Origin of the sequence: Streptomyces sp. NPDC008092 (assembly GCF_042957285.1) — a bacterium.
GTDB lineage: Bacteria > Actinomycetota > Actinomycetes > Streptomycetales > Streptomycetaceae > Streptomyces.
Map to the genome: position 1 here is coordinate 305,953 of NZ_JBIBHY010000015.1, position 24,871 is coordinate 330,823.

Consider the following 24,871-nt stretch of genomic DNA (forward strand, 5'->3'; position numbering starts at 1 on the left):
CAGGTGCCGGGGCCGTGTCCGACCGGCTTATCCGGTCCTGTTTCCAGGGCGTGATCATCGGCTCGGTCAACGCCCACTGCTCGTCCGACAAGTCGCTCGGTCAGGGTCGTCTCCGAACCGGGAGTGAAGGGGGCTCAAACCCCCTCAGAGGCCGCTGCACCTCCGCTCCGGGCCGTTTCCAGTACGGGCCGTTTTCGCGTCCCAGCTCGGACCGGAACCCATTCGGGTGGCCTCCGCACCCAGCGGCCGACCCGGCAGAGCCGCCTACTCGAAGGTCCCCGGGCAACACTTCTGAATCCTCGTGTCCGGCCAGCGTCCAGAATCGGGCACCCAAGGCCTCGCACACACCACCAGCGGCAACCTACCCCATCGCCGGACCGCGACATCCGCACAGGTCAGAGCGGCGTGGATCAATACTGACCGCCACGGAGCCGAACCCACGAGCAGCGGATTCAGTCCGTTCAGGCGAAGTTGACGATCCGACAGGACAAAATGAACGTTCCCACAGGTCACAGGCCTGCACAGGTGGGGCGGGTGGGACTCGAACCCACGGCCGACGGATTATGAGTCCTTTGAGGATCTTGGCGACCCTTGTCGATCATTGCTCATCTTGGCCGTATTCCCAGGTCAGACGCGGTTTGGCGCCTCAGTCCTTCTCGGCCCTTGTCAGTCTTTTCCGATCCTTGTGTCCAACCTGCGTCCAGAACGCGTCCCGGATGGACGTCTTTGACTGCCACAGCGTGCGCCCTTGCAGTTGAGAGACGGGCCCAAGAACGAGAGCAGCGGATTCCCCTTCCAACGCACGTAGGCTCCGCCCCGGCAGTCGAGGCGGAGCCTCCGTGGCCGTAACCACAAGTCAAACGCCCTTGCTGAGCGTAGCCCCCTTGGGCGACCAGGGTGGCCACCTTGAGTGGATCAAGCAGCGTGGCGAACCATGCGCTGCTCTCTGGGGTCGGGTCTGGTGGTCAAGACCCGATCGTGCACCAGCCCCTATGTCGCGGCATTGCAGCTGTCGAAGCCAGCAGGCCCGCCATTTGCTACCAGTCCGCTGCTGGGCCCGCTGCCGCGACTTGGTTCTATTACTCCTACGGCAAGGCCCCCTGGGCACCGTACCGAATATGATCACGCGTCGACCCCCGCGATGGCGCCCACGCAGCAGAACAGGCACGACTGCGGGGCAGTGACACATAGGGCCGACCTCGGGCGGAATGCCACTCTTCGGTAACTCCTCGTACAGGAGTGTGCACATTCCGGCACCGCATTCAGTACTCTCGTCATGACACGGCCATGTGCCGTGCGAGCAGGCGCAGTTCGGGGCATGGCAGCACTTCACAGGGGGCCCGGATGTCAGATCCACGGAATGCCGGCGTGCCGGTCGTCACCATCGACTACGGCGTCGACGACGGAGAGAAGTCGTTTCTCTCCCGCACCCGAACCGCCGTCACCCAGGTCACGCGAATCGGCTCCGACACGCTGGCCCAGAACGTCGCCACGCTGTGCCAATACGTGGGCGGTGTCTTCGACCAGGCCTCCACCGCCTCGGACACGCTGGAGCTGACCGGCCTGGAGGTTCACGTCCAGGTCACGGCAAAGGGAGAGGTCCGGCTCGTAGGAGCCACCTCCACCGAGGTCAACGGCGGAATGAAGCTGATCTTCCAGCGGAGGCCGGGAGGCACGTCTTGAACGTGGCGGTGGCCGTCGGCTGCTCCCACTATCAGGACGACGACATCGCGGACCTACGCTTTGCTCACCGCGACGCGCTCCGGATGCGGGACATGTTCGTGGCCGCCCTGGACGTTCCGTCCGACGCCATCTTCACCTTCGCCGACGGGCTGGACGACTCCCTCCCGACCCGTCAGAACGTGCTTCACGCGCTCAACAGGCTGGCCACCCACACCAGCGAGCCGATCGAGCGGCTTTTCTTCTTCTTCAGCGGCCATGGCTTCTCCACCCCGAACGGCAATGACTACCTCATCACGCGGGATTCCCTCACCGCCATCCCCGAGGAGACGAGCCTCAGGTTCGACTCCCTGGTATGGATGCTCCGGGCGACCGGCGCCGAACATGTCGTCCTGCTCCTGGACGCGTGCAGAAGTGCCGTCGCGGGCGGCAGGGCGCTCTTCCCGACCAGATCCAAGGTGGACGTCAAGAGGCTCTGCCCGCCCGGCATGGTCTCCTTCTGTTCCTGTGCCCCCGAGACGAGTTCGTACGAGAGCGACCGGCTGGAGTCGGGAATCTTCTCCCAGGCCCTGTACGAGGCGTTCGGCGATGAAGGACACTGCGTCACCGTCGGACAGCTCGACACCTATTTGACGGACCGTGTCCCCAGCCTCGCCCTGCAGTACGAGAAGCCGCTCCAGCGGCCGCACTCACGCGTCGAGCCAGCGGCACTCGTCGACCTCGAACTCGTCTCGCCCCGCAAACGCAACGCGTGGCGGGCTTCGGTGAGCGTGGGCGAGGAGATCAGGCACGGATCGGTCACCCGCGTCAACGCCGAGATAGCAGAACCCGCGCTCTTCGCCGTCGACTTCGGCACCACGACCTCGGTCATCGCTGTGCCGGACACGGACGGCATGGTGCATCTCCTTCCGGCGGGGGACGGCAGAAAGCTGGTGCCCTCCGTGATCACGTTCCTCCCCGACTTCAACTATCTGGTGGGCTCACCCGCCGTAGAGCTGGAGCATTTCTCGGCCGGACGCACCGTGCGGGCCGTCAAACGTCATCTTGGCACCGACTACACCTTTCCTGTCGACGGCAGTGAGCTGTCACCGGAGTTGCTCGCCTCGCTTGTGATCCGGAACCTGCGCGCCAACGCCGAGGACGCTTTGGGCCGGCTCCCGCAGGAGGCGGTGGTCGCCTATCCCGCGAACTTCAGCATGAGACAGGCCAACAGCCTGCTGCGCGCCTTCGAACTGGCGGGGCTGCACGTCGCCAGGATGGTTGCCGAACCCAGCGTCGCGGCCTATGTAGTGGCAGTGGACCGACCCAGCTGGGAGGGGCATGCCCTCGTCGTCGACCTCGGCGGCGGCACATTGGATGTCGCGGTCGTCGAGGTGGGCGACAATGTGATCGAGGTCAAGTCGGTCTACGGCGACAATCATCTGGGGGGCCTCGACTTTGACACGGCGCTTGCTGCCCGTCTGAAACAGCGGCTGCTCGAATGGAACAGCGCGGTGGTGGTCGACACCGCGATGGAGGTCCGGATTCTTCAGGAGGCCGAGCGCGCCAAGCAATTGCTGACCACGCACCACTCGGTGGTGGTCGCGATCCAGGACATCGAGATCGGGTCGCAGGTGGTGTCGCACCACTTCACCCTCGACCGCGCCGAGTTCCGGGAGGTTTGCGAAGAACTGACGGCACGGTTCGCGTATATCGCGCGGGTGGCCATCGACGACGTGGATGATCACCCGGCGCCCATCGACGTCATCCTGCTGACCGGGCAGGGAGGCAAGACGTTCACCGTCCGCGAGGCCCTCGAAAGACTCCTACCCGACACCGAATTTATCGACCTCTACCAGGAGTTCGCCGTCTGCCACGGGTTGGCCATGCAGGCCGGGATCCTCAAGGGCGCAGTCAGAGACCTGTTGCTGCTCGACATGAGCCAGCGCGGAATCGGCATACTCGCAACCCCGATGCCGGGGAAGGGGCACGAAAAAGCAGGGGCACCTGACTACCCTTTCGAGACGCGCAAGGCACCGGGCGAGAGCACCAATACCTTCGTGCTGTACGACAGGCTGACGAGCATCCCCACGAAGAGCACGGGGCACTTCCTCTTCCAGGGCGATCCAGGTGCCGACATCGCGATCCCCGTCATCGAGAAGTCCAAGACCTCCGCCGAGGACGTCGAGATCCTGACGATCACTCTTCCCGCGCCTCAGAAGTCGGTGCACGTCCAACTGACCGCCCAATTCGAGCTGTCCGGCCTCATAACGCTGGACGTGGCGGACCTGACGAACCGCACGTACCGACGCTATCTGCTCAACCGCCGCCTGCAGAACCAGCTCGGCGAACAGGATGTAGGAGGGGTCGACCTGATCCTGGACGGATGGGCCGTCCACGACGTCGAGTCCGCTGTCCCCTCCTCCAGTCCCGGACAGCCGCGGGCCGACGGGGCACCAAGGACCATCGCCGACCTCGACATCCCAGAAAACCTCGCCAAGCTGGACGAGGAACTCCTAGGACGCGACGACGAAGGCCCGTTGCCCCTCCACCGGCGGGCCGACACACTGCACCGCAAGGCCCGCCTCCACTTCTTCGCCGGCCAACGCGAGGACGCGCTGCGAGCCCTCACGGACGCCGTTCGAACCCGAGTGGCCTGCACCAAGCAAGCAGACATCGCCGCGCTAGGGGACGTTTGGGAATCCCTTATCCGCGATCTCGAGCTGGCCCACCAGGAACTGGAGCACGATCCCGCTCTCGCCAAGGTGAGAATCGCTGTAACAGGACTGCTTCTGCTGGACTGGCGAACCGGCGGCAAACCCGGACAGCTTCGCACTCAAGTAAGCCAGGCCCTTGATCGCATTGGCGCCCACGAAGAGGCCCGTCACATCGAATCTCTCTTGGTCTGAGCCGACTGCGCACCGAAACAACCTTCAATAGCACAATCACTTTACAGCCACCATCAGATGGGCACCTCCCGACGCTCGCAGATCCTGACCTGGGAACCGTCTGGCCCCTTCTGAGCATCCGGAGCACCGGCGAGAGTGCTGCTGACGCACCGACGGTATGGGCGGCATCGTGGTCACGACGCCGCCCATACCGTTTTCTCAATCGTCCCGTGGTGGCCTGGGGCTGCCCGGTTGGGCATGCGCTTCGCTGCTGATCTCGCCAAAGGGGCTCGGCTCCAAGGCGGAGTCTATTTCGGGCCCGGAACTCGGAGGCTACGTGACCTTTCGGTCGGCATCTCCGGCGGGTGACGGGGCTTCCTCCTGGATCTCATCAGCTGCGAGGTTGTCGGCCTGCCGGTCGCCGCCGGACGCAGAGGTTGAATCGGGCTCGGTCGCCAGGTCGTTGTCGACGGCGGGACCAGATTCGGTGTCGGCCGCGGGCTCGGCGTCTTCACCGACGCCGGGCGGTGCCGCATGGGCTTCAGGGCCCCAGTCACGCAGCAAGGCGCCCCTGGCCGGCGGGGCTTCATCCATGACTTGCGAGAGCGCTTTGTCGAACAGGTCTATCCAGGGCCGGTGGCCGACGTACCGGGGCTTGTAGTCGAAGGCGGGAAGGAGGTCGTCTTCGAGGGTGCGCAGGATGATGAGCTCCGGATCTTCGTCGGCTTCGGTGACGAGGGTGGTCGCCTTGTTGTAGCGGTGCCCTTCGGCCAGGCGTGCAGTGAGTTGCGCTTCGTGAAGGGCGCGGTCGGCCAGTGTGGCGTCGTCGGGCAGCGGGTCTACGCCGCCGCCGGTGATCCAGAGTTGGACGGTGGTTCCGCCGAAGATGGGGCGGAAGCTGATACCTCGCCCGTCGCTGTAGACGAGGTGCGCTGCGCCGTCGGCGGGCGCTGCGGTGTCAATTGCCCAGTCTCCGCCGAGGCTTTGGGCGACGTTGGCCGCGGCTTCTCGGACTGCGGCGTCGGTAATGAGCATGCGGCGTTCTCCAAGAGGTCTGCAGGTGTAGCGGGGCCCGCCCCTGCCGGAGCGGGCCCGGTGTGGCTATGCGGGGCGTACTTCGTCGCCGTCGTCGAGGAGCATCGAGAGGGTGGAGCCGCTGTCCCAGTTCACGGAGAGGATGGAGAGGTTGGCGTCGAACCGGTGGACGGTGCCTTCGTCGTCGGGCTTGAGTTCGGTGTGCGGGTCGGTGGTGTGTACGAGGGCGACGCGGTCGCCCTTCTTGTAGGTCATGTGCGCTCCAGTCGTGATGTGTTGCGGAAGTCGTGGTGGGCCGACTGCTAGGCGTCGTGGTCGCACGCTTCGGTGGGGCAGGCTCCGCAGTCGAAGCAGTGGTCGCAGGCGCATGCCTCGCAGCCCGGTTTTTGGCACCGGACGTCGTGGCTGCGGCAGTACGGGAATGTGAACGGCGGCTCTTCCATGACTCCCCTCCCCTATGGTTCTATTCTATATGCATTCAGGGGGGAATTCAAGATCCGATAAGACAATTTCCGCAGGTCAGGCCGCTATATCGCGTATCAGAGCTTCGACCTTCTGGATGGCCGAGAGGAAGACGGCCTGCGAGTGCAGTCGATCGCGCCGTTCCAGGGATTCCAGTGCCTCCCGGGCGGCCCTGGCGTACACGTTGCCTTCGTGCAGGGTGTCGCCGCACCCGATGAGTACGTGCGGGCCGAGGTCCCAGAGGATCGCGTTGACGGCGGCGCCCGCCGCCGCGAGGGGGTCGATGTCCGTCAGTGACCATCCGAACTGGTGCGGGTCGATACCGCGTTCGCGCATGACCTGTACGGCGGCGCGGTACATGCCGCCAGTGCCGCCGGCGGGTTCGTCGAACTTCATGCCGGGCTCAAATGGCATGTCGTCGAGCAGCATCCTGGCCATCAGGTAGGCGACGTCCGGCGGCGTGTATATCTCCGCGAGTGCGTCGTGAGCACCCTCGGAGCGCATGACGGTAAGCAGGGTTCCGATCACGTCGGTGGTGGAGCGGAGATCGAGGTCATCGCTGGTGGTCAAATGTAGGAGTCCGTTGGTGATCGCGGCCTCGACGACGGCTCGTACGGCGGCGGCTCGCCGAGCATCGGGCTTCTCGTCGTCGACCCACTTATGGAGGGGCGTGGCCCGGTCGATGAGGTCGGGCCGCATGATCCACATGCGGGCCCAGCACTCGCGGAAGGCGGCGAGCAGCTCGGCGTCGTCGAGGCTGAGCCACCAGTCGGCGGCGAGGTACGCGTCTGGGCCTCGCAGGGGCCACAGGGAAAGCGCGGCCACCGTACCGATGGGGATTTCGATACTGCTCCCCCCATGCGCGTGATGCCAAGCCGAGCTGACCGCCTCCGCCAGATCGAAGGCGTGGGCGTGCGGGTTCCTCTGTGACGGGCGGTAGTGACCCAGCGTGCGCTTGACCGCAGCGAGCACGGGGCGGGGCTGGGCGGCGATCGTGACGGGTTGGGGCGCCGGCGGCAGATCGGTGAGAAGTCTGCGGGACGGTGCCGCTGGGGCGGCTGGGGCGGGCTGCTCTTCGGGCTCACCGGCGTCGGCGAACAGGTCGAGTTGGCTCATGCGCTCTCCTGGATTCGGTTCGATCGAGGCATCCCGTGGCGGCCCGCAGGCCGCCACGGGGGAAGGTCAGCGCACTGCGCGCTGCATGCGCCGGAGCGCGGCGGCGGCCTCGTCCGTGCGACCCGCCGCCGAGTGCGCGGCGTGCCGCAACAGCTCGGTCAGTTCCTCGGTGGTGACCTGGGCGAGCAGATCGGTGAGGCTGAGGTGCCATTGATCAGCGAGGCGGTAGGGGTATCCAAGCGCCAGGGTGAGCACGACCCCGGAGACGAGCTGGTCCGTGCATTCACCGCAGAGACCGAGCTGACGACCGATCCGATGGATAATGTCGGCGTCGGCGAGGAGAGCCGTCTTCGGTATGGCCTCGTGGGCAAGCCTGGCAGTTTCCTGTTCCCGCTGCACGAACGCCTCCCAGTTCAGGCGGGCGTCGGCTTCTCGGCCCTCGGCCTTGAGGGCGGCACTCGCGAGGGTGGCCTCGAAGCGGGGGGTCGAGAGGGACCGCAGGACGTACTCATCGGGCGCGAGTCCGATGTAGGCCACGGCGGGGTTGTGGGATTCACCGCTGAAGTGGTGAAGGGTGACCAGTAGCGCGGCCTCGACCGTGATGGGGCGGAGGCTCAAGCGGCGCACGACGCTCGCGCACAGGTCCTTCAGCATGTCGGGGTTCATGTCATTCTCCAATGGGGTTAGTTGGGCGGCTGGTTGGCGGCGAGGTAGGCCTCTGCGGCGGCGTGGCGTGCCGGGTTGGTGACGAGCTCCCCGGCCCAGATCCGGCCGGCGATCTCTGCGGCGGCGTCCTGGTCGGGCGCGGCGATGACATAGGCGAGCTGGCCGGATGCCTCCAGCTCGGCGCACCGTTTGTCGTGGGCGGCGTCGTCCTCGGGAAGGGCTTCGACGGCAACGACGTCCATCTGTGCGGGGTTCGGCTCCCGGTAGATGACCCACCACTGCCGTGCGGGTGGACTGGTCATAGCTCTCCAATGGGGTTCAGGGGCAGGTGTCAGACCTGGGGGTCTGGCGCGGAGTAGTGGGTGAGGAGTTCCGCGATCTCTCGGCCGATGTGGTCCATGAGCGTGCGGATTTGCTTCCTGTCGCCACGCAAGTAGAGGGCCAGGTCGAAGACTTCGGGGGCGGCGGCGTAGGCGAGCAACTCCCGGTACTGCTCGACGGTGAGGGGTTCGAGGTCGTCGGGGCGCAGCGCCCAGGAGGCGACGGCTGCGCTGTCGGCGAGGCGCGCGGCGGCACGGAGCGTGGCGGTGTCGGGCGCGCGGGCGATAAGGATGAGGAACATCGCACCGAAGTGGTGGTCCGGCGTGTTGATGACCGGTACCGAGGGGCGAGCGGGCACAGATGCCTCCGGTTGAGGATGAACGGGCCCCAGATGCTTCTTTTCTATATGCATTCAGGGGATGTTGCAGCCCCGCGAACGAGCACGGGGGGGGTCAGCCCTGGCCGATGTCGACCACGAGCGCCACTCCGCCGACGGGGCGGCCACCCTCACCGACCGCTACCACCGAAGGTGACCGATCTCGCGAGGGGGAAGGCCGCGGGGGTTGGCAGGGAGAGGGACGGCGATGTCGCGCTCGTCGGTCATCGGGTGGACGAAGTAGTAGCCGGGCGGGTGCGTGCGCAGGTCCGCGAGCCGAGCGAGGAAGCACAGATCAGCGGTGAGCTTGCCCCAGATCGGTTCCGGCTGCTTCAGCAGGTCGAACCGGAGAAGGAGTCGGCCGTCGTCGCCGTGCAGACTCCACAGGGCATAGCCCGGTTCATCGCGCGTGGCGACGAGAGTCCTGATGCGCGGCTCGATCGCCACCGCCGTCACGGCCATGCGCCGCAGCACGGCGCGAGCGAGGTTGCGGGTGGCCTCACACACCCGCCGGTCCGCGAGCGGGCAGGGGTCTTGCACTTGCATGTGCCTCCTCAGCGTTGGGTCGCCCGGCGGCCGGGATGTGATGATCATCGGCCGCCGGGCGAAATCGTTGGGTTAGTTGGCTCCGCCCATGGCCCAGTGGACGCCCCGCTTCTCGTCCGCCTCCTCGTGGCGGTGCCGCGCGAGGCGCGCGTCGCGCCCCTCGAAGCTCTCCTGCCACATGCGGATGTCGGCGATGTCCACATGTCGGAACTGATCAGCGACGATCGCGGCGGCAGCCTCCGCACCGAGAGCTTCCTCGCCGTCGTTCAGGAAGGTGCCCGACCCTCGCGAGTGACGACCGGGAATCTTGGTCCAGTAGCACTGGGGGTCGCAGGTGCAGCGATAGGTGTAGCTGATCTTCCAACGGCGACTGTTCAGTTGCTCTTCACGGTTCACGGAGGCCCTTCTCAGCCGACGGGGATGGGATGGTTCTGCAGATCCAGGAAGATGCAACTGGCCGCGGCGGTGGGCCTGTAGTCGGCCACGATTCGACCGTTCTCGTCCCAGGCGAGGAGCTGGACCAAGACGTCGAGCAGCGGTTCAGGGAGCATCTGCCGCCAGTTGTCGTAGTCGGTGCCGGGGAACCACTCCTCGCAGGTCCGCCGGAGGGAGCCCGTGATCGCCTCGGCCAGCCGGTCGGCCTGGGCGCGGCTGATCTGCTCGGTACTCAGGCGCTGGCGGATGCCCTCGGGACTGAAGGGGTCTGTCACGGTCTCTCCTGACGGTTGAAGAAGGGGGCCGCTCCCCCTTCTTTCTGGTTCTATTCTATATGCATTCGGGAGGAAGGCAAGATTTCCGGCGAATTTTCTTGATCACCGGTGGCTTTATTTCCGCAGGTCAGCAGCCATTTCCGCAGGGGTGAGGTCGCGTATGTGGAGGACGAGCCGCGCTCCCTCGACCACGTGCCCCATGCGCATGTCCGGGCCGACGACGCGCGTGTGGTCGTCGTCGGCCAGGACGCCTTGGTCCACCAGCCCATCGACGCACGCCTTGAAACTGGGGTACCAGTTGGCCGGGTCCCTCCTCTGCCGGTCCTCGGGGTGCAGGACGCCGATGATGTGGACCCGTTCCAGGGGCGGCACCGCGCGCGAGGCGGCCCAGGCCGCGCGCCGCAGCACCCTGGTGATCTCCGCGCGCCTGTGGTGGTGCAGCCGCTGGTTGGCGTTCAGGAGCGTCAGCCGGGGCGGCAGCGCGACCCTGAACTGACGTCCGGGCATCCCCTCGAACCAGTCCGCCGGTTCCTCCTCTCCCGGAACGCCGACCGGGGGAACTGCTGTGGGCGGTGCCGACTCTGTTGTTTCGGGGGCGTATCCGCTGCGGCGCGGCACGCCAGCGTTGGTGAAAGCCGACGCGTGCAAGGCGGAGACCAGCATGAGGCGGCGCCTCCGACCGGTCGCAGCATCTGCGACCAGGGCGCGCATGTCCCCCGGCTTGTACTGCTCGATCCGTATGCGGATGCTGTCCCGCGGGTCGCAGGCCGCGAAGATCCGTCCGGGCTTGATATGGGTCACCTGCGACCCCGGTCGACGAGATCCGACAGGGCCTTCGCAGCCACCGCCGCCGGCCACGCGACGATGACCACCGCGAGGTACAAGGTGACGGCGCCCGGCCGCAGTTGGCAGAGCAGCCGCAGCATCGGGGCGTGGGTGAGCAGCCTCCGGAAGGCGTCCGCCAGGATCACGACCCCCGCTGCCCACGCGAGCAGGACAAGCAGGGCGAGCACGCTGGTCACGACTCCACCTTTCTGGTGTCGACGTGAACCCAGACAGTGCGAAGGACGCCGGCTTGGGCCAGGCGCAGGGCGAGGGAAGCGGTACGACCGGTCCGGTGCGCGGCGAAGCCCGCGCAGATGGCGGGGGCATCGGTGCCGAGTGTGGCGTGGCAGACGATGTGCCCCTCCTTGGCGACGGCGTTGGCGACCATCTCGGCCACCCGCCCCTCTTCCAAACGCATCAGGTTGCCCGTCCGGAAGATGCACGTACCGCATCGCCCCGCGCAGATCCGAACGCTCCATGTCGCCGGGTCGGCAACGTCGTGGCGCAGTCCATCGGACGAGTAGGTGGCGGAGCTGGTCATCGATCAGCCCCCGGAGTGGCGGCGCGAACTGCCTCGCCAGTCGCTGCCAGCAGCATCTCTAGGCAGTGGGAGAACAGTTCGGGGTCCGGCGCGGTGAACGCGGCTCCGTAGAGGGTGAGCGTGGTCGCGTTGTCCCCGTTGGCGAACGCGGTGATGAAACGTGCTGCGAAGAGGTGCGGTTGCGGGACGATGTCCTCGGGACGGCTGCCGTCGGAAGTCAGAATGGTCCAGGACGCCGTGTCGGCATCGAGTCCCTGCATCTTCGCCAAGGCTTCCTTCGCCATGACTGCGAGTCCCGTCGCGACGCCGTACAGCAGCGAGGGTGTCCCGTTCCGTGCTAGGTCAGCCAGGACTTCCCGGGCCTGGTCGTGGCGTCCCTCCGTCCAGTGGGAGACCGCCTCGACGAGGCGCTCGGCGACCGTCGAGTGCGTCTCTGTGGTGTCCCCGCCCGTCGGCATGACCGGCACGGACCAGGTACCGGGCTGGCCCGGGACCTCTCTCCACCCGTTCACCGCGTCCGGGGTTCGGGCGTCGGGTCGGATCATGTAGCCGTGCTCGATCAGCCGGTGACCGGCGCTGGCCGGACGGAAGCTGCCCCAGTCGAAGAAGAGGTGTACCAGGTAGACGCCGTGATCCTCGTCCAGAACTCGAATCAGGTAGCCGTCCGGGGTGCCGGTGCATATTGCGGTCAGGTGCTTCACTGCGATTCCTCTCGGTTGGTCAGGGAGCGTCGGGGAGTTCGAGCTGCTGCGCGGCCTGCTCCTCCGCGTCCAGTGGGTTCGGTCCGGGGCGGTAGTGGGGCAGACACCGGGAGCACTGCTGCTCTACGGCCCTGCGGTGAGCGCGCGATCCGGCGGCCGTGCCGCACGATTTGCGGATGACCGGGACTGGCAGCTCGGTGGGGTCGGCGTCCGGCAGCTCGTGGATCATCACGCCGTTGAGCCAGATCCGGCCGCCGCAGATGCCGGTGAACAGGCTTTTGGCTGGGACGACTTGCCGGATGCAGGCTGCCCGGTAGGGGCAGCCGCCGCAGACGTAGAGGACGGGTTCGCAGATGGCGACGAGTTCGATGCCGTTCTTCCATCTGTCGTCGGCAACGGCGAAGTCCTCGTCGCCGAAGCACGGGGCGTGGTCGGTGACGTGGGTGCCGATCAGGGTTCGTGATCCGGTCACAGGACGGGCTCCAATCGCTGGCCTATCCACCGGGCGACGTTGACCGAGACCGCGTTGCCTGCCTGCGCGGTCTGCTCGGCCTGGTTGCCGTAGACGACGTACTTCTTGGGGAACCGCTGCCCTTCGAGCTGTTCACGGGGCTTGAGCATCCGGAAGTAGCAGTCGTTGATGTCCGGGGCGTTTTGCACCAGAGCGGCTGAGTCGCGGGTGGAGAGGGTGTGGACGGGTTCGGCGGCCGTCTTCACCGCGGCCTTGCGGTACGGCACGACGAGGGTGTTCCGCGCGCGGTCGGGCACGGTGCCGGCGTGTGTGACGAGGCCGTGGTGGTTGCCCTGGGCGGTGACGACGCTGAGCGGGTCGCTCGCGGGGCTGGCGGTGGCGTGGTTGCGGTACTCGATGATGAACGGGTCCATCGTCAGCAGGGCTTCGCTCTCGCGGGTGGTGCGAGTACGCATCGGCACGTCGACGGGGACGGTGTTCCACGAGCCGCCGGTCGGCACCAGAAGCGCATCGCCCTGCTTCACCGTGCGGACGGGCATCGGCCGGTCCTCGACGGCGTACGCCCTGTCCCCGCCGTCTTTGCCGTGGGTGAGCGAGATCGAGTACGGGCGCCAGGGGAACTTGAGGCGGCCCGCGCGGATTCGGTCCATGGTGGTGTCCGCGAGGGGCTTTTTGCGGTCGCCGATCCGCTTCCCGAGGTCGCTGAAGTCGATGATGTCGCTGGCCGGGCGTACGTACGGCTCGACCATGGCGTGGCGGCAACGGGTGTTGGGGCAGCGGTAGATATAGTCGCGCCGGTACTTCCCGATGCGCAGGCCATCGGTCTTGGTCCACGACTGGACGGCGTGCACGTCCTCACCGCAGTCGACGCAGGGAGCGAGCGGCCTGGGCTCCAGGTCGGGCTTGCGCATGGTCTTGAGGGTGAAGACCACGTACATCCGATCACGCCACTGCGGGGCGCGCAGGTTGACTTCGTCACCGACGTGGGCGCTGCTGACGCACACGATCTGGTACTGGTATCCGAGCAATTCCATGGCCTGGAGCCAGGTTGCGAACAGGATCCAGTCCAGGCCGAATTCGACGACGTTTTCGACGACAATGGCCTTGAACCGCTTCGCTTCAGCGGCTCGCACCACGCACCAGGCGGTTACCCGGGTCGCCTCGAAGGCGTCCTTGGTCAGAGACTCCCACTCGTCGCGTTCCTCTTCGAGCAGGTCGAGGAGATCAAGTTGGTTGGTCTCCCGAGTCCTGCCGCCCGCGGGACTGATCTCGGTGCAGATGACGGATGCCCACAAGGCGTCGGCCTTGGGCAGCATGCGCATGGGGAAGCCGTCGCTGAGCGTCATGACGGCGTGCTCACAGTTGGGATGGTTCGCGGCGTGCGTTTCGATCGCCAGCCGCCAGTGGTTGATGCCGAGCAACAGCTCGTGCCCGGCTTCGACAAGTCCAGTGCTGCTGCCGCCCGCGCCACACAAAAGGTCAATCCACGTGGCCATGTGGGTAGTTGTTCTCCAAGAGGTCCTGCGTGCCCGGCCCCGTATTGCGGGGCCGGGCAACGGCCGAGATCAGTGAGTGCGAAGGCCGCCCTGAGCCTGCGCGTGGCGCAGGAAGGCGATCCAGATCCGCCATGTCGGGTCACCCACGGGCATCTCTGCGATGGCCACGCCCGGGTGGGCGTCATAGGTGGCGAGGGCGGCGGTGATCTCGGCGACCGTCACGAGGAAGCCGTCGTTCGAGTCGATCTTGTATCTCGGTATTCCGGTCGGCACTGCCTCGGAGGCGTCCTTGACGGCCTTGTAGGCGGTCCGAAATTCGGCGACGCGGTTCGTCGTGCTCTCGTCGTACTTGGTGCCGGGCCGGAGGTCCACGCCCGCCAGCCCGTAGGCGGACAGCTCCGGGTATGGCGGGACGGGCAGCTCGACGAGCATCCCGAAGTTCTTCATCGCGTCGAGTGTGCGCGGCAGTGCGGTGAAGGCGAACCGGAAGTAGGTGCCGTTTCCTTCGGCTCTCGTGCCGTCAGAGGTCTGGATGTAGACGTCGTTTCCCACGGGGTGTTCTCCAAGAGGTCTGCGGCTGCCCGGCCCGGAGTCGGGCCGGGCAGCGCGATCAGCGTTGGGCGGCGTGGCGGCGGTGGACTTCGCCGTACGTCGTGCGGCGCGGGACCCGGCTGCGGGCCTCCCAGCGGAGCTCTGCGATGACGATCACGGTGAGGCCGGCACCGACACCGAGGGCGAGCACGAGCAGTGCGTACAGCGCGTGCAGTTCGTTCATCGCGCCACCACCTCGTAGCGAGCCGGGCAGGGCTGAAGGAGCTGCATGCACGCGATGAAGACCCCGTGGGCGTCGTTGGTCGCGAGTCCGTTGTCCAACGCGGCCTGGGCTCGGGCTCGTTCGGCCTCGTCCTGCGGGTGGGCGATGACGCAGGCGCAGGGGCGCTTGCCGGTCTCCTCCGCCGGTTTCGGCGGGACCGCTTCGGTGTCCGCCATCAGACGATCACCTGTCCGGTGGACGCGAGGTAGAGGATGCCGACCTCGTCGTTCAGCTCCCATACGGTGAGCGGCCAGTCCGTCCCGCCTTGCGCGTGGACGCACGTCCAGCCCTTCGCCGCCATGGCGCGCACGACGTTGGCGTACTCCAGGAGGGCCGTGCCGTTGTCGGCGAGAGGGCCGTGGAGCAGCTTGGACACCGGCAGGCGCTGCGCCGTCACGCCCCGGAGCCGGACGGAGATCAGATCGACGACGCGTGGCGCGAGGCGCCGCTCGGCGACGAAGGCCGTGATGGCCTGGATGAGCGGGACGGAGTTGTTGCCGTGTTCCGCCTGCTCTCCGCTGTCCGTGGAGTCGTAGAAATCCTCGTCGATGTTCGGGTTGTCGTCGTGGCGGCGCTTGACCTGGAAACCCTCCAGCGCGGCCGGGTCCATGGGCAGGTCCTCGGCCGAGGAGATCCACAGATGCGAGCCGTCGGTGAGCTCGGCGGTTATGGCGAACGCGTTCCCGGACTCTACGTTGGTCACGAGCGGGATGCGGCGCAGCGCGGTGATGACCGGCTCGTACGCGTTCCACAGGTCCAGCCAGAGCGGGTCTTCGGTGTTGTTGTGCACGGGCATCGGGGCCAGCGGCGCCAGTTCGTTGCTCACAGTTCCTTCTCCAAGAGGTCGTGTGCCAGCCAACAGTACAGAGTTGGGATCTATCTCAGGCTAAATTGATGCCGCCCGCGCTCACCACGGGCGGGCGATGAACACCAGCCGGGGCGCCGCGCGCCGCCCTTCTCGCACCTGCCGGGCTCGCGCGGTCAGGGCCTCCAGCTCGTCGACGCGATGACCGGCGACGTCGGCGATGTCCTGCGCCTGGTGGGCGAGGTCGCGGGCCTGCATGAGCGCCCTGTGGTTGTCGCGGTGGTCGAGGTGGATCTCGGCGCCGCCGATGTCTTCGAGGAGTTCGCCGACGATCTCGTCCCGTACCGGCTTCGCGCGCCCGAGCCCGCCGAGGTGTCGCTCACAGTCGACCAGGTCCTTCAGGTCGGCGATCTGGATGAGCATGTCGCCGACACCCTCCGGGTCCTGGCGGTAGAGGTCGGCGAGGCTGTGGATCTGCTCGCGGGCGGCAGCGCCACCGTCGAGCACGATCGCGCCCTTGTGGCAGTGGCGAAGCGTGGGCAGGTAGTCCATGTCGTCCTTCCGATCAAGAGGGGGCTCCTCCCCCTCTTTCTGGTTCTATTCTATATGCATTGCCTGGGATGTCCACATTTCCGGCGAAATTTTCTTTCGGGAGTCTAAGTTTTCCCCTGGCTGCCGTCCTTCCGTGCTCGTACGGCCTCGCGCGCGGCTCTGCGCGCCTCTTCGGTCGCCTCCGGGTGCTCCTCGACCTGTCGGCGGCGCCTGGCGGCGTCCTCGTACCACTCGTCCCAGAAGCGCCCGTGCCCCCGGCGCTCCTCGTCCTTGGCCTCCTCCTGCTCCCTCCGGAGTCCTGCGCGCGGGTTGGTGCCGCACCCACGGCAAGAGGCAGCGGGGCGCCCCCGGTGCTTCATGCAGCCCATAGGCGGCTCCCCGCGCTCTGGGGTGGAGTCGTCTGACGGAGCGGACGCGGGCTCCCCTGCGGCGTCAGCCGTGGGGGTAGGGGGGAAAGGAAGGACGGAGGAAGAACCAGGAAAGGAAGGGGTTCCACCCGTGGAACCCAGTGGGTTCCCCCCGTGAAACTCACCGGGTTCCACGGGTGGAACCCGGCTGTCCTGCCCGCCTGGGTTCCCCCCGTGGAACCCTGCCTCCTCGCCTGGGTTCCCCGCGTGGAACCCAGCTTCGACCTGCGACGATTCGACCTTCTCTCGGCGAGCAGCCTCGCGGTCCTCGACATCCTGATAGGTCATCGCAGGCTTGGCCGGGGCCGAACGCGCGACTCCGGAGCGGGCCTTGTTGGCGTTCTTCGGAGCAGCCTTGCGAGCCTCCAGGCGCTCCTTGAGCTCCGGCGTGGTCGGTGTGGGCGGTACCCCCAGGGGAAACACCCGGTAGACCGCCGCGCGTCCCGCCTTGCCGGTCTCCACACGTTCGACAAACCCCTTGGCTATCAGCTCCGTGACGATGGTGATGGCGCGCTTGTCGGTCACGCCGACCCAGGCCGCGAGGCGGGTGAGGCCGGGGCGCGCGAGGCGCGTCTCGTCGTCGGCGCTGTCCGCGATCTTCATGAGGGCAAGTTTCTGACTCTGACTGAGCACGTCGGGCGGCAAGTAGGCCGCAGCGATCATCAGTTGGATGGACACGGTTCCCCTCGGGCGGTACAGGCACGGCGGCAGGACGGGGTGCCCCGCCCGGTCGCTCCCGGGCGGGGCTGAGACTCATAGGAGTCGTGTCAGGCCGGCGCGATGTTGATGACCGCGGGCGTCTTCTTGCCGGTCTTCCGCCGGGGGATCGCCAGTCCTGCGTCCTTGAGGTTCTTGACCATGCGGTTGACGTCCGGCGTCATCGGGACCGGGATTCCGGCGACCTCATGCAGGTCGACCATCGCCTCCACGTCGTCCTTCTCCTCGTCGTTGCCTCCGCGCCAGGACAGCTTGTTGGGGCCGTAGATCCCCTCCGGGGATTGGTCGAGCTTCTTGCGTGCGAACTTCTTGACCCTGTCGCCTTCGCTGGCGAGTTCGTGTCCCTTCACGTAGTCGATGAGCGCCTGTTCGCGGTCGGCGTCGTCGCGGATGAGCGCGGTCTGCTCGGGCACGCCCGGAGCTGTCCCGGGCCAGCACAGGGAGCGGAACGGGCAGTAGTCGCAGATGGCGTCCAGACCGGGGCCGTTGAAGTCGCGGGGCATCTCTTCGGGGTCACCGGTCTCCCGCACACGTTCCACCCACCACTGGGCCTCCGCCGCGCGCTGCGGGTCGAAGTCGATCTCCTGTACGTGCTCCGCGCCGGAGTCCCGGTTGATGAAGCGGAAGCGAATACGGCCGATGTTCAGTGGTCCCAGACGGGACAGGTACCGCTGGCCGGGAACGTCCTCGAACCCGACTTCGAACAGCGCACCCGCGTACAGCTGGACCTGTCGAAGCTCGGCGGCCGTGGCTCCGTAGCGAAGGACGCGGTCCCACAGGTATGTGGACTTGGTCTTCACGTCCTCCACAGTGAGGACGTCGGCGGGTATCGCTGGCCGGTGACGGGCGGGCAGGCGAGTGGCGGTCACCGCATCGAGCTGCACGACGTCGACATGCCCCCGGATCAGGTTGTCCTGGACACTGCGTTCCACCAGCCATCCGTACTCTGTGCGCGCGGACTCAAGCAGCCCGTGGTGAATGAACGTTCCGAGGATCGCCGCTCGCTTGTCGGGGTGATCGGTCGGTGTGACGCCGTGCAGGATGTAGGCGGCACGTCGGCCGCACACGGTGTCGGACGCGCCGAGCTGTGTCTGACGAGAGCGGGGGCGGCGGGCGTCCACGTCGTGTGCGGCATCCCAGATGGAAGGTGCGATGCCGTCAACGGTGGCTACGGACATAGGGGAGTTCTCCAAGAGGTCAGCGTGGGCGGTCACTGCTCGGCGTCCGCGTCCTGCTCGTCGGCCTTGCGCTGGGCGGCGGCACGGAGCTTGTCGGCGTCGGACAGCGGGCCCTCCCCCATCTCCCGCCGAGGGCTGTCGAGTTCGGCGGCGCGCTGCTCGGCGGCGGCACGGATGGTGAGGATCTCGTCGTGGCTCAGGCGGTTGACCGGATCTGGGACGGCCCGCCACAGCGCCTCCAGGAGCTTCTTGTCCGTCAGGCCGGCGATGCGGGTAAGCCAGGGCTGTACGAGATCGCCGACGAGCGCGGGCATGATGCGCGGCTGGGACTCGACGGAGCAGCCCAGCTTGTTGAAGACCAGGTCCTCGATGCTGAAGTCCCGCAGTGGCAGCGGCTTGTTCCGCTCGACGCGCATCCGCAGCGATCGGACCTTGATGACCTGCGGGTCGGCGTTGCGCTTCATGCGCACCCAGCACGACGAGTCGAAGCCAAGGTCCTTCTGGGCCGAGACCTTCCACTCGCTCTTGTTCTGGATCGGCTGGCCGTTGTCGTCCGTGGCGCTGACCTGCTTGCCGCGGGCCAGCACGATGGCGATGCCGGGCAGTGTGCGCAGCAGGTAGATGATCCTGTTCCACCGCTCCGTGGCGTCGTTCCACAGGTTCCGGCCGATGTCGAACGCGGCGTCCGGGTCCTCCTGAAGCAGAGCGCGGTTCTTGCGCGTCCGGCGACCGCGTTCGTAGGTCCAGTTGGTGAGCATCCGCCACAGGGCGGATCCCGAGTCGATGGTCAGGACCACCGGGGGCTCTCCGGCTGCCGCCGCACGCCTGGCCTCGGCATGCACGGCCTCAACCTGTTCGAGAATGTCTCGGTAGGTGCCGTCGTGCTCGATGATCAGATAGTTGGCGCCCTCGATGGCCGCGTATTCGTCGGCCGATCCCTCGTCGAGGTCGATCCAGTACATCTGACCGATGCGGTCGCTGCTGGAGAACTGTGCGGCCGAGTAGGTCTTGCCCGCGCCCTCCTCGCCCTCGATGAGGAGGAGGGGCCAGGGAACGATCCCCGTCGGCTTGCGTGTTTTCAGTTGGACTGCGGGCGGCTTGTCGATGCCCGCCGGTGCGTTCACAATCTGGCTCCAAGAGGTCGTGGTCAGTCCGCGCGCAGGGCCCGGACTTCGAAGAGGGCTGACCACTCCGGGCGTTCGGCCAGCAGGAGCCGTACGTACCGGGAGCGGTAGTCGTTGTTCAGCGCGAACTCGTCGCCTCGGGTCGCCGCGCCGTACTGGTAGCGCAGGAGCTCGAAGAGCATCCCGATGCCGATGCGGCCAAACCCCTTCTCCGCGCAGTCGGCGGTCATCCGGATCAGCGCCCTGAGAACCCAGGGGTTGAGCGCGTGGAACGCCTCGAATCGCTGCTGGATGGTCAGGCTGCCGACATCGGCGGGGTGGCGAACGGGCTGGATGGTGCCGAACAACGGCGGCTGTTCGATCAGCAAGGCTCCCCCCTCAGAGATAGACCCAACACGCTGGAGTGTTGGAATCTATCTCTGGACAGGAGGATTGTCGATCGATAACGCCGCCGACCACCCCCGGCGGCCCCCTGGATCGCCACACGATCCCCCCTCAATGAACGAAGCGCACCCCCTTGAGTGCGCTTCCATTCTATATGCATTAAGGGGTTAGATCAAGACGCGAAAGCCTCTGACCTGGGACTATTCGGCGGCCTTGTTCGCCGCCTTGCCTCGCGGCACAATCCTGGATCCGGGCCCGTCGTAGCTGCCGTCACGCAGGGCCGCCAAGACTTCCTCATCGGCCACCCAGTCCACTCCACGCGCACCCGCCTGTAGCGCGGGTGCGTCTGCAACGACCGACTCCAAGAGCCAGATCGGCGATCCCGACAGGTTGTAGTCGGCGGGCCGGAACCGGCCCGTACTCATGGCCTTCCGCAGGAGCGCGCCGGACGGAAGTCGGAACAGGGTCACCAGCTCGGCCTGACCTACCAGCGGGGGGAGTTGCCCAACCTCCCTCACCCAGTAACCCGGGTCCTGCTCCTTGGCCAGCCGCTCAAGCTCCGTCTGATTGAGGTGCTTCGGGCGCGGGGTCGTCTCTCCGAAGCCCTTCACGAACTGGAGAAGCCAGTACGGCGATCCGCTGATGATCTTGGCGTAGCGGTAGTCGAGGGTGTGATCCCGGCTGATCCACTGGCTGACCTGAAGTGGCCTCACGTCGTACAGCGCGGCGAACTCGACCCTGCCGGCCAAGTACGGCTTCCTTCCCGCCGGCGTCTTGTCCTCTGTCACTCCATCGCCTCCAGCTCACGTCACGTCTGCATATAGATTGTAACCAACGTGGGAGCGGAGTCCGAACCCCTGCACAGAGACGATAAGGTGAGGGCCTCCAAGAGGTCGAAGACCCCCGTCGCAAGACGGGGGTCTTCTTCCGCGCTGCTCGACGTCACCTCATCGTGGGTCAGGCACGCGGCAGGGTGAGCGTCGTGTTCTCGTACTTCGGGGGACGCGCGTAGCCGAGCAGCCAGCCGAACCGAGGTGACAGGTGCTCCTCGGCGAACCGGAAGACGCCGTAGTAGGCGAAGGTGGCGACCGGGGTCAGGACTCCGGTGACGGCCGTGGCGTCGAGGTCGAGTCCGTGTCGGAGAGCCACTGCGACGAGCCAGCCGACCGCGGCCGGAACTCCCGTACGCAGCAGCGAGGCGTAGACGTTCATGGGGATGTGCTCCTTGGGCTGGTCAGAGAGATCAGGCGAAGAGACGGCGCCAGGTCTCCGGGCCGGGGTAGCCGTCGGCGTCGGAGCCGCTCCACTTCTGGGCGTGCTGGAAGTCGACGACGTTGAGGCGGTCCGCCTCACCCCAGTCGCGGGACGGGCCGACGCGGTAGTACTTGCCGTAGCCCTTGCGCACGAGCTGCTGGCCCAGCAGGAGAATCGAAGCGTTCGACTTACCGGGTCCGAAGGCGCTTCGGCCGGGGAACGCCGGCGGGCCTGCCTTGGGCGTCGTCGACGTCGCGGTCGGCCACTTCGGCATCGGGCCCGGGTCCGTGTGCGTGTTCTCGGGCGTCTGACCGTGGCCGTAGTGCCCGCCCTCCGTCTCCCAGGTGTGCTCGCTGCGGTTCGCCTTCCAGGTCGGGGCGCCCATCGGCCAGACGTCCGGCACCCCCCAACTCCGCGCCCAGGTCAGGATGTTGTCGAGTCCCTTGGCCGGGGTATCCCGGACGGTCGCGTACGACTTCCCGTTCACGCGGCAGTACGGGAAGAACAGCGTCTCGACCTGGAGACACACCCGCCCGGTGCGGTTGGTCCGGGTGCCGCCGGCGGTGTCGACGACCGACTTGGACCGGCTGTTCGCCGGGTAGAACTGGGCGGTCCTGCCCGTGAAGGGATCCCAGAGCAGATGCGGCGCGACTCCCTTGCCGCTGCCGGTGAAGTACTGCACGAGCTTGTCGAACGCCACGAGGTCGGCGGGCTTGGCCGCCGTGGCGTTCTTGTCCCACGTGATGTGCCAGATGACGCGTGGGTCGTACTGCGTGTCGGTGGGTGCGGTGTCGCTGAGCGGGTGCCGCACAGCTCCAGGCAGCCAGAGATCAGGCATGGCGCGTTCCTTGTTCTCCCCCGCGCCTGCTGTTCTGAGCCTACAGTCCGAGCTTGGCGGTCACGATCGCGACAATTACTCCTACGGCAATCGGCGCCACGAGTGCGGTGATAGCCAACCGCCTTACGCTGCGGGCTTCTTGGCGCTCTGTATCGCGCTCGCGCCGCATCTGGGCGATGTCGTCCTCGACAGCTTTGATCCGCACTTCGTCGGTGCGCCGATCGGCCTCGTACTGGATCTTCGTCACCATCTCGGCGAGCCGGGCGCCTAGCGCAGCGAAGTCGGCGCGCAGGTCGTCGCGCATCTGCTGCATGGCCCGTAGCAATTCCCACGGCGTGGGGTCCTGGCCCGGCGGCGCGCTCACGGCGCTCCCTTCGACAGCCCCGCGCCGCTGAAGATCAGTCTATGAGACGCGGGGCAGGCCCGGACCGGCCGCGCCGATCGCGCAGCGGAACGCCGCCACGCTGGCCAGTGACTACCGCCGCGCGTGCCCTCTGCGTCACTGCTCAGCCGCGTCCGATGCGTTCCAGGTCCGCATCCTCCTGGGAAATGCGGGACTGGCACTCCCCTTCAGGTACCAGCACTGTGGCGCTCCAGCCGTGGTGCCGACGCTCGTAGGCGATCGGACTGTGTTCGGCCAGGATGACCTGGAAAGTCCACGTCGCCGACTCGAACAGTTCCAACACATGCCGTTGCGCTACGGGATGCAGGGAAACGAATGGCTCATCCAACACAAGGATTGTTGGCTCCACCCGCGCTTGCAGTTCCGCAAAGACAGCTAGAGCATGGAACCACACGGCCACCTGCCCGAGCTCTTTCCCTCCCAACGCATCTTGCCGATATGAAACCTTGACATCATCCCCATAGAAGGTGACATCGGATATCACATCAGGCAGCATGACGGGCATGTTGGCGATTACAGTTCGCGCGGTCCAGCGATCGACTCCAAGGAATTCGGCAATTCCTGGGACCGAGGACGCCTTCAGACGAAAAAAACGTCCATTGTAGGCCTCGGACCCGAACGACAGAACCCTGTACGGGCGAGGTGGCAGCGCCACCCGTCGGTCATCGACCCGGTACTCCAGCCACCGACCCCGGACATCCACCAACGCCTTCCGAAGTTCCGGATCGAACCAAGTGATGGCACACGAGAGATCCGCCGGATATTCCATCAGCAAATGCGGTGAACTGAGCGATCGAAGAAGGTGCAAAAGTTTCGTCTTGCCTGAATCATTCATTCCGAAGAGCAGGTTCAGCTTTGAAAGCCGCAACATTCCTGGCATCAGGATGTAGTGGCTGACAACCTCCAGGGTTTGGACCCAGCCGAAGGGCTGAGCTTGTCCACCCTGTTCCAGGCGAGTTCGATGTTCGTGGAGGTCCTTCCAGCTCCGGAGTAGCGATCCTGAAAATGCGTCACCTGAATTCGCATCGACTAAGCGACCGCAGGTCGCACATAGCCAAATCCCATTCGAGATGTGGGATCTCTCCGCGTCCGACAGACCACCGACCCCCCGGGGTCCTCGTTCCGCAGCGGCAAAGATGTGAGCGGCTGTGCCCGTGTCGGTGACATCTTCCGAACCGATGCCCGGCCCGATTGTGAGCGCCCCGCACCTCGGGTTCGAGCAGCGAAACGCCGCACGCTGGGCTAGAAGCCGTCGGGTCTTGTCATTGAAGTCGGCCTGACCACGACCGCTGCGGCTTCCCATCGTTGGCACCGAACACTCCCCCTCGTCTGCAACTCCCTGCCGCTAGGCAACTGTACGAACCTTGACTGACAGGAGCCCTGACGTGCCCTCACTGAACCGTTGGAGCGAACGGGCCCGGTGGACGTCCGGACAGGCATCAGGGCTGCCGCCTGCCCACCGGAACATCGACTTGCTGATGGGGAAGACGATCCACGGCGGTTGTCCTACCGTTGGGAGGGTTTGTCTGTTTGAATAGCCGGGCGGCGAGGGGGGACGTCATGAGGCTGAGGCGGCACACGGAGTCCGTTGCTGGTGTGTGCATGAATTGCGGCACTCCTTCGCCGTATCTGCATGCGCCTGGTGCGATGCTGATCTACCGCGACAACAATCCCGTCAACATGGCCGATCTCGTTATCTCGTTGACCGATCCGGTCGAGCTGAGGTGTGAGGCGTGCGAGCAGCCCCTGCCGGTGCGTCCGACGATCATCGCGCTATTCTCCGCACCGGATGACGGGCGGCCGTTGCGGATGCTCCAGCTCGTGGAACCCGGGACGTTCGAGCCCTCCTGGGAGCAGTACGAGGCCATCGCCCGCGACAACCTGTATGTCGACTGGTTCATCACCCCCACGTCTCAGGGGTATGAGGTCCAGGACTTGACGGTCACCACAGCGCGGTCCGTGGCCGACCTGCTTGGCGAGGTGTCGACCATCCTGCGGCACCGCATCGAGGCCGCCGAAGCATTGACCGAGGATCCGGACGCCTCGTGGCGGGAACTCACAGGCCCAGTCCTCGCTGCCGCCGAACTGTCCGGGATGGCAGAAGATCGGCTCGCGGTGGCCGAGACAACGGTCTGGCGCCAGCTGCTGCGGTACTGGGCTGGCGCCGATATGCGTGCCCTGACTCACCTTCTCGATACCGACATCGGTCTCTATGTCAAAGACTCACCAACGGCTGCGGCCGTGGAGGCGTTGAACGCGCTGACACAGCCCGACGACTACATCGGAATCTACGCCTACCATGCGCTGCTCGCATACGCCTGCCTCATGCGCGGCATGCCCAACCCAGCGGCAGCGGACTGGGCCATGGTGTACCTGCTACACGAGGACTTGGTCCAGCGCCGTCCCAACTGGCGCGTCTTCGCTGTCTCCCCGTGGCGGGCGCGCGCCACGATCAGTCTGGAGGCAGCGCGGACGGCCGTCGCCAGCGGGCCTTCCCCCGTGAAGGTGGGCACGCGGTTATTGATCACGCGGCGAGCGTGAGTTTAGCGGTGTGGTGTCGGTGTTCGTATTCGTTGGGGCT

The 24,871-nt window shown here is 66.4% G+C and carries 32 protein-coding genes; 3 read left to right on the forward strand and 29 right to left on the reverse strand.

Features of this window, described 5'->3' with window-relative positions; genetic code table 11:
- The first annotated feature begins 1,368 nt into the window (after positions 1-1,368).
- Both ACFZB3_RS39520 and ACFZB3_RS39525 read left to right on the forward strand, forming a co-directional pair.
- On the forward strand, positions 1,369-1,683 hold the full coding sequence (locus tag ACFZB3_RS39520) for a hypothetical protein (protein WP_391385434.1): 315 nt from the start codon (positions 1,369-1,371) through the stop codon (positions 1,681-1,683).
- A gap of 2 nt (positions 1,684-1,685) precedes the next feature.
- On the forward strand, positions 1,686-4,568 hold the full coding sequence (locus tag ACFZB3_RS39525) for an Hsp70 family protein (RefSeq protein WP_391385565.1): 2,883 nt from the start codon (positions 1,686-1,688) through the stop codon (positions 4,566-4,568).
- Between the two features lie 312 nt (positions 4,569-4,880).
- On the opposite strand, the gene ACFZB3_RS39530 is transcribed toward ACFZB3_RS39525, so the two are convergent.
- The 29 genes from ACFZB3_RS39530 to ACFZB3_RS39670 form a co-directional block, all read right to left on the reverse strand.
- On the reverse strand, positions 4,881-5,582 hold the full coding sequence (locus ACFZB3_RS39530; RefSeq protein WP_391385437.1) for a hypothetical protein: 702 nt from the start codon (positions 5,580-5,582) through the stop codon (positions 4,881-4,883).
- Between the two features lie 66 nt (positions 5,583-5,648).
- A complete protein-coding gene (locus ACFZB3_RS39535; RefSeq protein WP_220649025.1) occupies positions 5,649-5,837 on the reverse strand; it encodes a DUF4314 domain-containing protein in 189 nt (62 codons plus the stop codon).
- 264 nt (positions 5,838-6,101) lie between these two features.
- Positions 6,102-7,160, reverse strand: coding sequence for an N-6 DNA methylase (locus tag ACFZB3_RS39540; protein ID WP_391385442.1), 1,059 nt, complete (start codon positions 7,158-7,160; stop codon positions 6,102-6,104).
- 66 nt (positions 7,161-7,226) lie between these two features.
- A complete protein-coding gene (locus tag ACFZB3_RS39545; protein ID WP_391385444.1) occupies positions 7,227-7,826 on the reverse strand; it encodes a hypothetical protein in 600 nt (199 codons plus the stop codon).
- Between the two features lie 17 nt (positions 7,827-7,843).
- Positions 7,844-8,128: a hypothetical protein gene (locus ACFZB3_RS39550; RefSeq protein ID WP_391385447.1), complete on the reverse strand. Its 285-nt coding sequence runs from the start codon at positions 8,126-8,128 to the stop codon at positions 7,844-7,846.
- Between the two features lie 29 nt (positions 8,129-8,157).
- The gene (locus ACFZB3_RS39555; protein WP_391385450.1) at positions 8,158-8,505 is read right to left on the reverse strand and encodes a hypothetical protein; all 348 of its coding nucleotides are present in this window, start codon (positions 8,503-8,505) and stop codon (positions 8,158-8,160) included.
- A 159-nt stretch (positions 8,506-8,664) separates the two neighbouring features.
- Positions 8,665-9,069 (reverse strand): hypothetical protein, encoded by a 405-nt coding sequence (locus ACFZB3_RS39560; RefSeq protein WP_391385453.1) that lies wholly within the window; start codon positions 9,067-9,069, stop codon positions 8,665-8,667.
- Between the two features lie 72 nt (positions 9,070-9,141).
- Positions 9,142-9,465 carry a hypothetical protein gene (locus ACFZB3_RS39565; protein WP_391385456.1) on the reverse strand — a complete coding sequence of 108 codons (324 nt, stop codon included), beginning with the start codon at positions 9,463-9,465 and terminating at the stop codon, positions 9,142-9,144.
- A gap of 11 nt (positions 9,466-9,476) precedes the next feature.
- Entirely contained in the window at positions 9,477-9,779 is a 303-nt protein-coding gene (locus tag ACFZB3_RS39570) for a hypothetical protein (protein ID WP_391385458.1), read from the reverse strand.
- A gap of 114 nt (positions 9,780-9,893) precedes the next feature.
- Positions 9,894-10,580, reverse strand: coding sequence for a hypothetical protein (locus ACFZB3_RS39575; protein WP_391385462.1), 687 nt, complete (start codon positions 10,578-10,580; stop codon positions 9,894-9,896).
- On the reverse strand, positions 10,577-10,801 hold the full coding sequence (locus tag ACFZB3_RS39580; RefSeq protein ID WP_391385466.1) for a hypothetical protein: 225 nt from the start codon (positions 10,799-10,801) through the stop codon (positions 10,577-10,579). Before ACFZB3_RS39580 ends, ACFZB3_RS39575 begins: the two co-directional genes overlap by 4 nt.
- Positions 10,798-11,145 carry a hypothetical protein gene (locus ACFZB3_RS39585; RefSeq protein WP_391385469.1) on the reverse strand — a complete coding sequence of 116 codons (348 nt, stop codon included), beginning with the start codon at positions 11,143-11,145 and terminating at the stop codon, positions 10,798-10,800. Before ACFZB3_RS39585 ends, ACFZB3_RS39580 begins: the two co-directional genes overlap by 4 nt.
- Positions 11,142-11,846 (reverse strand): hypothetical protein, encoded by a 705-nt coding sequence (locus ACFZB3_RS39590; protein ID WP_391385472.1) that lies wholly within the window; start codon positions 11,844-11,846, stop codon positions 11,142-11,144. The genes ACFZB3_RS39585 and ACFZB3_RS39590 overlap by 4 nt, the downstream gene beginning before the upstream one ends.
- A gap of 19 nt (positions 11,847-11,865) precedes the next feature.
- Complete coding sequence (locus ACFZB3_RS39595) at positions 11,866-12,318, reverse strand: hypothetical protein (protein WP_391385475.1); 453 nt, start codon at positions 12,316-12,318, stop codon at positions 11,866-11,868.
- Positions 12,315-13,814, reverse strand: a complete 1,500-nt coding sequence (locus ACFZB3_RS39600) for a DNA cytosine methyltransferase (RefSeq protein WP_391385478.1) — start codon at positions 13,812-13,814, stop codon at positions 12,315-12,317. The genes ACFZB3_RS39595 and ACFZB3_RS39600 overlap by 4 nt, the downstream gene beginning before the upstream one ends.
- 69 nt (positions 13,815-13,883) lie before the next feature.
- Entirely contained in the window at positions 13,884-14,366 is a 483-nt protein-coding gene (locus tag ACFZB3_RS39605) for a hypothetical protein (protein ID WP_391385480.1), read from the reverse strand.
- Positions 14,367-14,424: 58 nt separating this feature from the next.
- Entirely contained in the window at positions 14,425-14,589 is a 165-nt protein-coding gene (locus ACFZB3_RS39610; RefSeq protein WP_391385483.1) for a hypothetical protein, read from the reverse strand.
- Entirely contained in the window at positions 14,586-14,804 is a 219-nt protein-coding gene (locus tag ACFZB3_RS39615; protein WP_391385485.1) for a hypothetical protein, read from the reverse strand. The genes ACFZB3_RS39610 and ACFZB3_RS39615 overlap by 4 nt, the downstream gene beginning before the upstream one ends.
- Complete coding sequence (locus ACFZB3_RS39620; protein WP_391385487.1) at positions 14,804-15,454, reverse strand: hypothetical protein; 651 nt, start codon at positions 15,452-15,454, stop codon at positions 14,804-14,806. The genes ACFZB3_RS39615 and ACFZB3_RS39620 overlap by 1 nt, the downstream gene beginning before the upstream one ends.
- Before the next feature lie 81 nt (positions 15,455-15,535).
- Positions 15,536-15,985 (reverse strand): hypothetical protein, encoded by a 450-nt coding sequence (locus tag ACFZB3_RS39625; RefSeq protein WP_391385490.1) that lies wholly within the window; start codon positions 15,983-15,985, stop codon positions 15,536-15,538.
- A 104-nt stretch (positions 15,986-16,089) separates the two neighbouring features.
- Positions 16,090-17,070, reverse strand: a complete 981-nt coding sequence (locus tag ACFZB3_RS39630) for a helix-turn-helix domain-containing protein (protein ID WP_391385493.1) — start codon at positions 17,068-17,070, stop codon at positions 16,090-16,092.
- An 89-nt stretch (positions 17,071-17,159) separates the two neighbouring features.
- Positions 17,160-18,041 (reverse strand): PD-(D/E)XK nuclease family protein, encoded by an 882-nt coding sequence (locus ACFZB3_RS39635; RefSeq protein ID WP_391385496.1) that lies wholly within the window; start codon positions 18,039-18,041, stop codon positions 17,160-17,162.
- Between the two features lie 278 nt (positions 18,042-18,319).
- The gene (locus ACFZB3_RS39640) at positions 18,320-19,411 is read right to left on the reverse strand and encodes an AAA family ATPase (protein WP_391385502.1); all 1,092 of its coding nucleotides are present in this window, start codon (positions 19,409-19,411) and stop codon (positions 18,320-18,322) included.
- Between the two features lie 23 nt (positions 19,412-19,434).
- On the reverse strand, positions 19,435-19,779 hold the full coding sequence (locus ACFZB3_RS39645; protein WP_391385505.1) for a hypothetical protein: 345 nt from the start codon (positions 19,777-19,779) through the stop codon (positions 19,435-19,437).
- Positions 19,780-19,995: 216 nt separating this feature from the next.
- Entirely contained in the window at positions 19,996-20,583 is a 588-nt protein-coding gene (locus ACFZB3_RS39650; RefSeq protein WP_391385508.1) for a hypothetical protein, read from the reverse strand.
- A gap of 169 nt (positions 20,584-20,752) precedes the next feature.
- Positions 20,753-21,007 (reverse strand): hypothetical protein, encoded by a 255-nt coding sequence (locus tag ACFZB3_RS39655; RefSeq protein ID WP_391385511.1) that lies wholly within the window; start codon positions 21,005-21,007, stop codon positions 20,753-20,755.
- A gap of 31 nt (positions 21,008-21,038) precedes the next feature.
- Positions 21,039-21,887: a peptidoglycan-binding protein gene (locus tag ACFZB3_RS39660; protein ID WP_391385514.1), complete on the reverse strand. Its 849-nt coding sequence runs from the start codon at positions 21,885-21,887 to the stop codon at positions 21,039-21,041.
- Positions 21,888-21,927: 40 nt separating this feature from the next.
- On the reverse strand, positions 21,928-22,251 hold the full coding sequence (locus tag ACFZB3_RS39665) for a hypothetical protein (protein WP_391385517.1): 324 nt from the start codon (positions 22,249-22,251) through the stop codon (positions 21,928-21,930).
- Between the two features lie 142 nt (positions 22,252-22,393).
- On the reverse strand, positions 22,394-23,593 hold the full coding sequence (locus tag ACFZB3_RS39670) for an AAA family ATPase (protein WP_391385520.1): 1,200 nt from the start codon (positions 23,591-23,593) through the stop codon (positions 22,394-22,396).
- 344 nt (positions 23,594-23,937) lie between these two features.
- Here ACFZB3_RS39670 and ACFZB3_RS39675 point away from each other — a divergent pair, with 344 nt between their 5' ends.
- The gene (locus tag ACFZB3_RS39675) at positions 23,938-24,831 is read left to right on the forward strand and encodes a hypothetical protein (RefSeq protein ID WP_391385523.1); all 894 of its coding nucleotides are present in this window, start codon (positions 23,938-23,940) and stop codon (positions 24,829-24,831) included.
- Positions 24,832-24,871 lie beyond the last annotated feature (40 nt).

What these genes read in the sequence shown, in the direction of transcription:
- ACFZB3_RS39550 (WP_391385447.1), bottom strand. Translation starts at nt 8,128, where the DNA reads ATGACCAGTCCACCCGCACGGCAGTGGTGGGTCATCTACCGGGAGCCG.
- ACFZB3_RS39660 (WP_391385514.1), bottom strand. Translation starts at nt 21,887, where the DNA reads ATGCCTGATCTCTGGCTGCCTGGAGCTGTGCGGCACCCGCTCAGCGAC.
- ACFZB3_RS39670 (WP_391385520.1), bottom strand. Translation starts at nt 23,593, where the DNA reads ATGGGAAGCCGCAGCGGTCGTGGTCAGGCCGACTTCAATGACAAGACC.
- ACFZB3_RS39540 (WP_391385442.1), bottom strand. Translation starts at nt 7,160, where the DNA reads ATGAGCCAACTCGACCTGTTCGCCGACGCCGGTGAGCCCGAAGAGCAG.
- ACFZB3_RS39545 (WP_391385444.1), bottom strand. Translation starts at nt 7,826, where the DNA reads ATGAACCCCGACATGCTGAAGGACCTGTGCGCGAGCGTCGTGCGCCGC.
- ACFZB3_RS39585 (WP_391385469.1), bottom strand. Translation starts at nt 11,145, where the DNA reads ATGACCAGCTCCGCCACCTACTCGTCCGATGGACTGCGCCACGACGTT.
- ACFZB3_RS39600 (WP_391385478.1), bottom strand. Translation starts at nt 13,814, where the DNA reads ATGGCCACGTGGATTGACCTTTTGTGTGGCGCGGGCGGCAGCAGCACT.
- ACFZB3_RS39655 (WP_391385511.1), bottom strand. Translation starts at nt 21,007, where the DNA reads ATGAACGTCTACGCCTCGCTGCTGCGTACGGGAGTTCCGGCCGCGGTC.
- ACFZB3_RS39625 (WP_391385490.1), bottom strand. Translation starts at nt 15,985, where the DNA reads ATGGACTACCTGCCCACGCTTCGCCACTGCCACAAGGGCGCGATCGTG.
- ACFZB3_RS39530 (WP_391385437.1), bottom strand. Translation starts at nt 5,582, where the DNA reads ATGCTCATTACCGACGCCGCAGTCCGAGAAGCCGCGGCCAACGTCGCC.
- ACFZB3_RS39675 (WP_391385523.1), top strand. Translation starts at nt 23,938, where the DNA reads ATGCTGATCTACCGCGACAACAATCCCGTCAACATGGCCGATCTCGTT.
- ACFZB3_RS39535 (WP_220649025.1), bottom strand. Translation starts at nt 5,837, where the DNA reads ATGACCTACAAGAAGGGCGACCGCGTCGCCCTCGTACACACCACCGAC.
- ACFZB3_RS39615 (WP_391385485.1), bottom strand. Translation starts at nt 14,804, where the DNA reads ATGGCGGACACCGAAGCGGTCCCGCCGAAACCGGCGGAGGAGACCGGC.
- ACFZB3_RS39610 (WP_391385483.1), bottom strand. Translation starts at nt 14,589, where the DNA reads ATGAACGAACTGCACGCGCTGTACGCACTGCTCGTGCTCGCCCTCGGT.
- ACFZB3_RS39560 (WP_391385453.1), bottom strand. Translation starts at nt 9,069, where the DNA reads ATGCAAGTGCAAGACCCCTGCCCGCTCGCGGACCGGCGGGTGTGTGAG.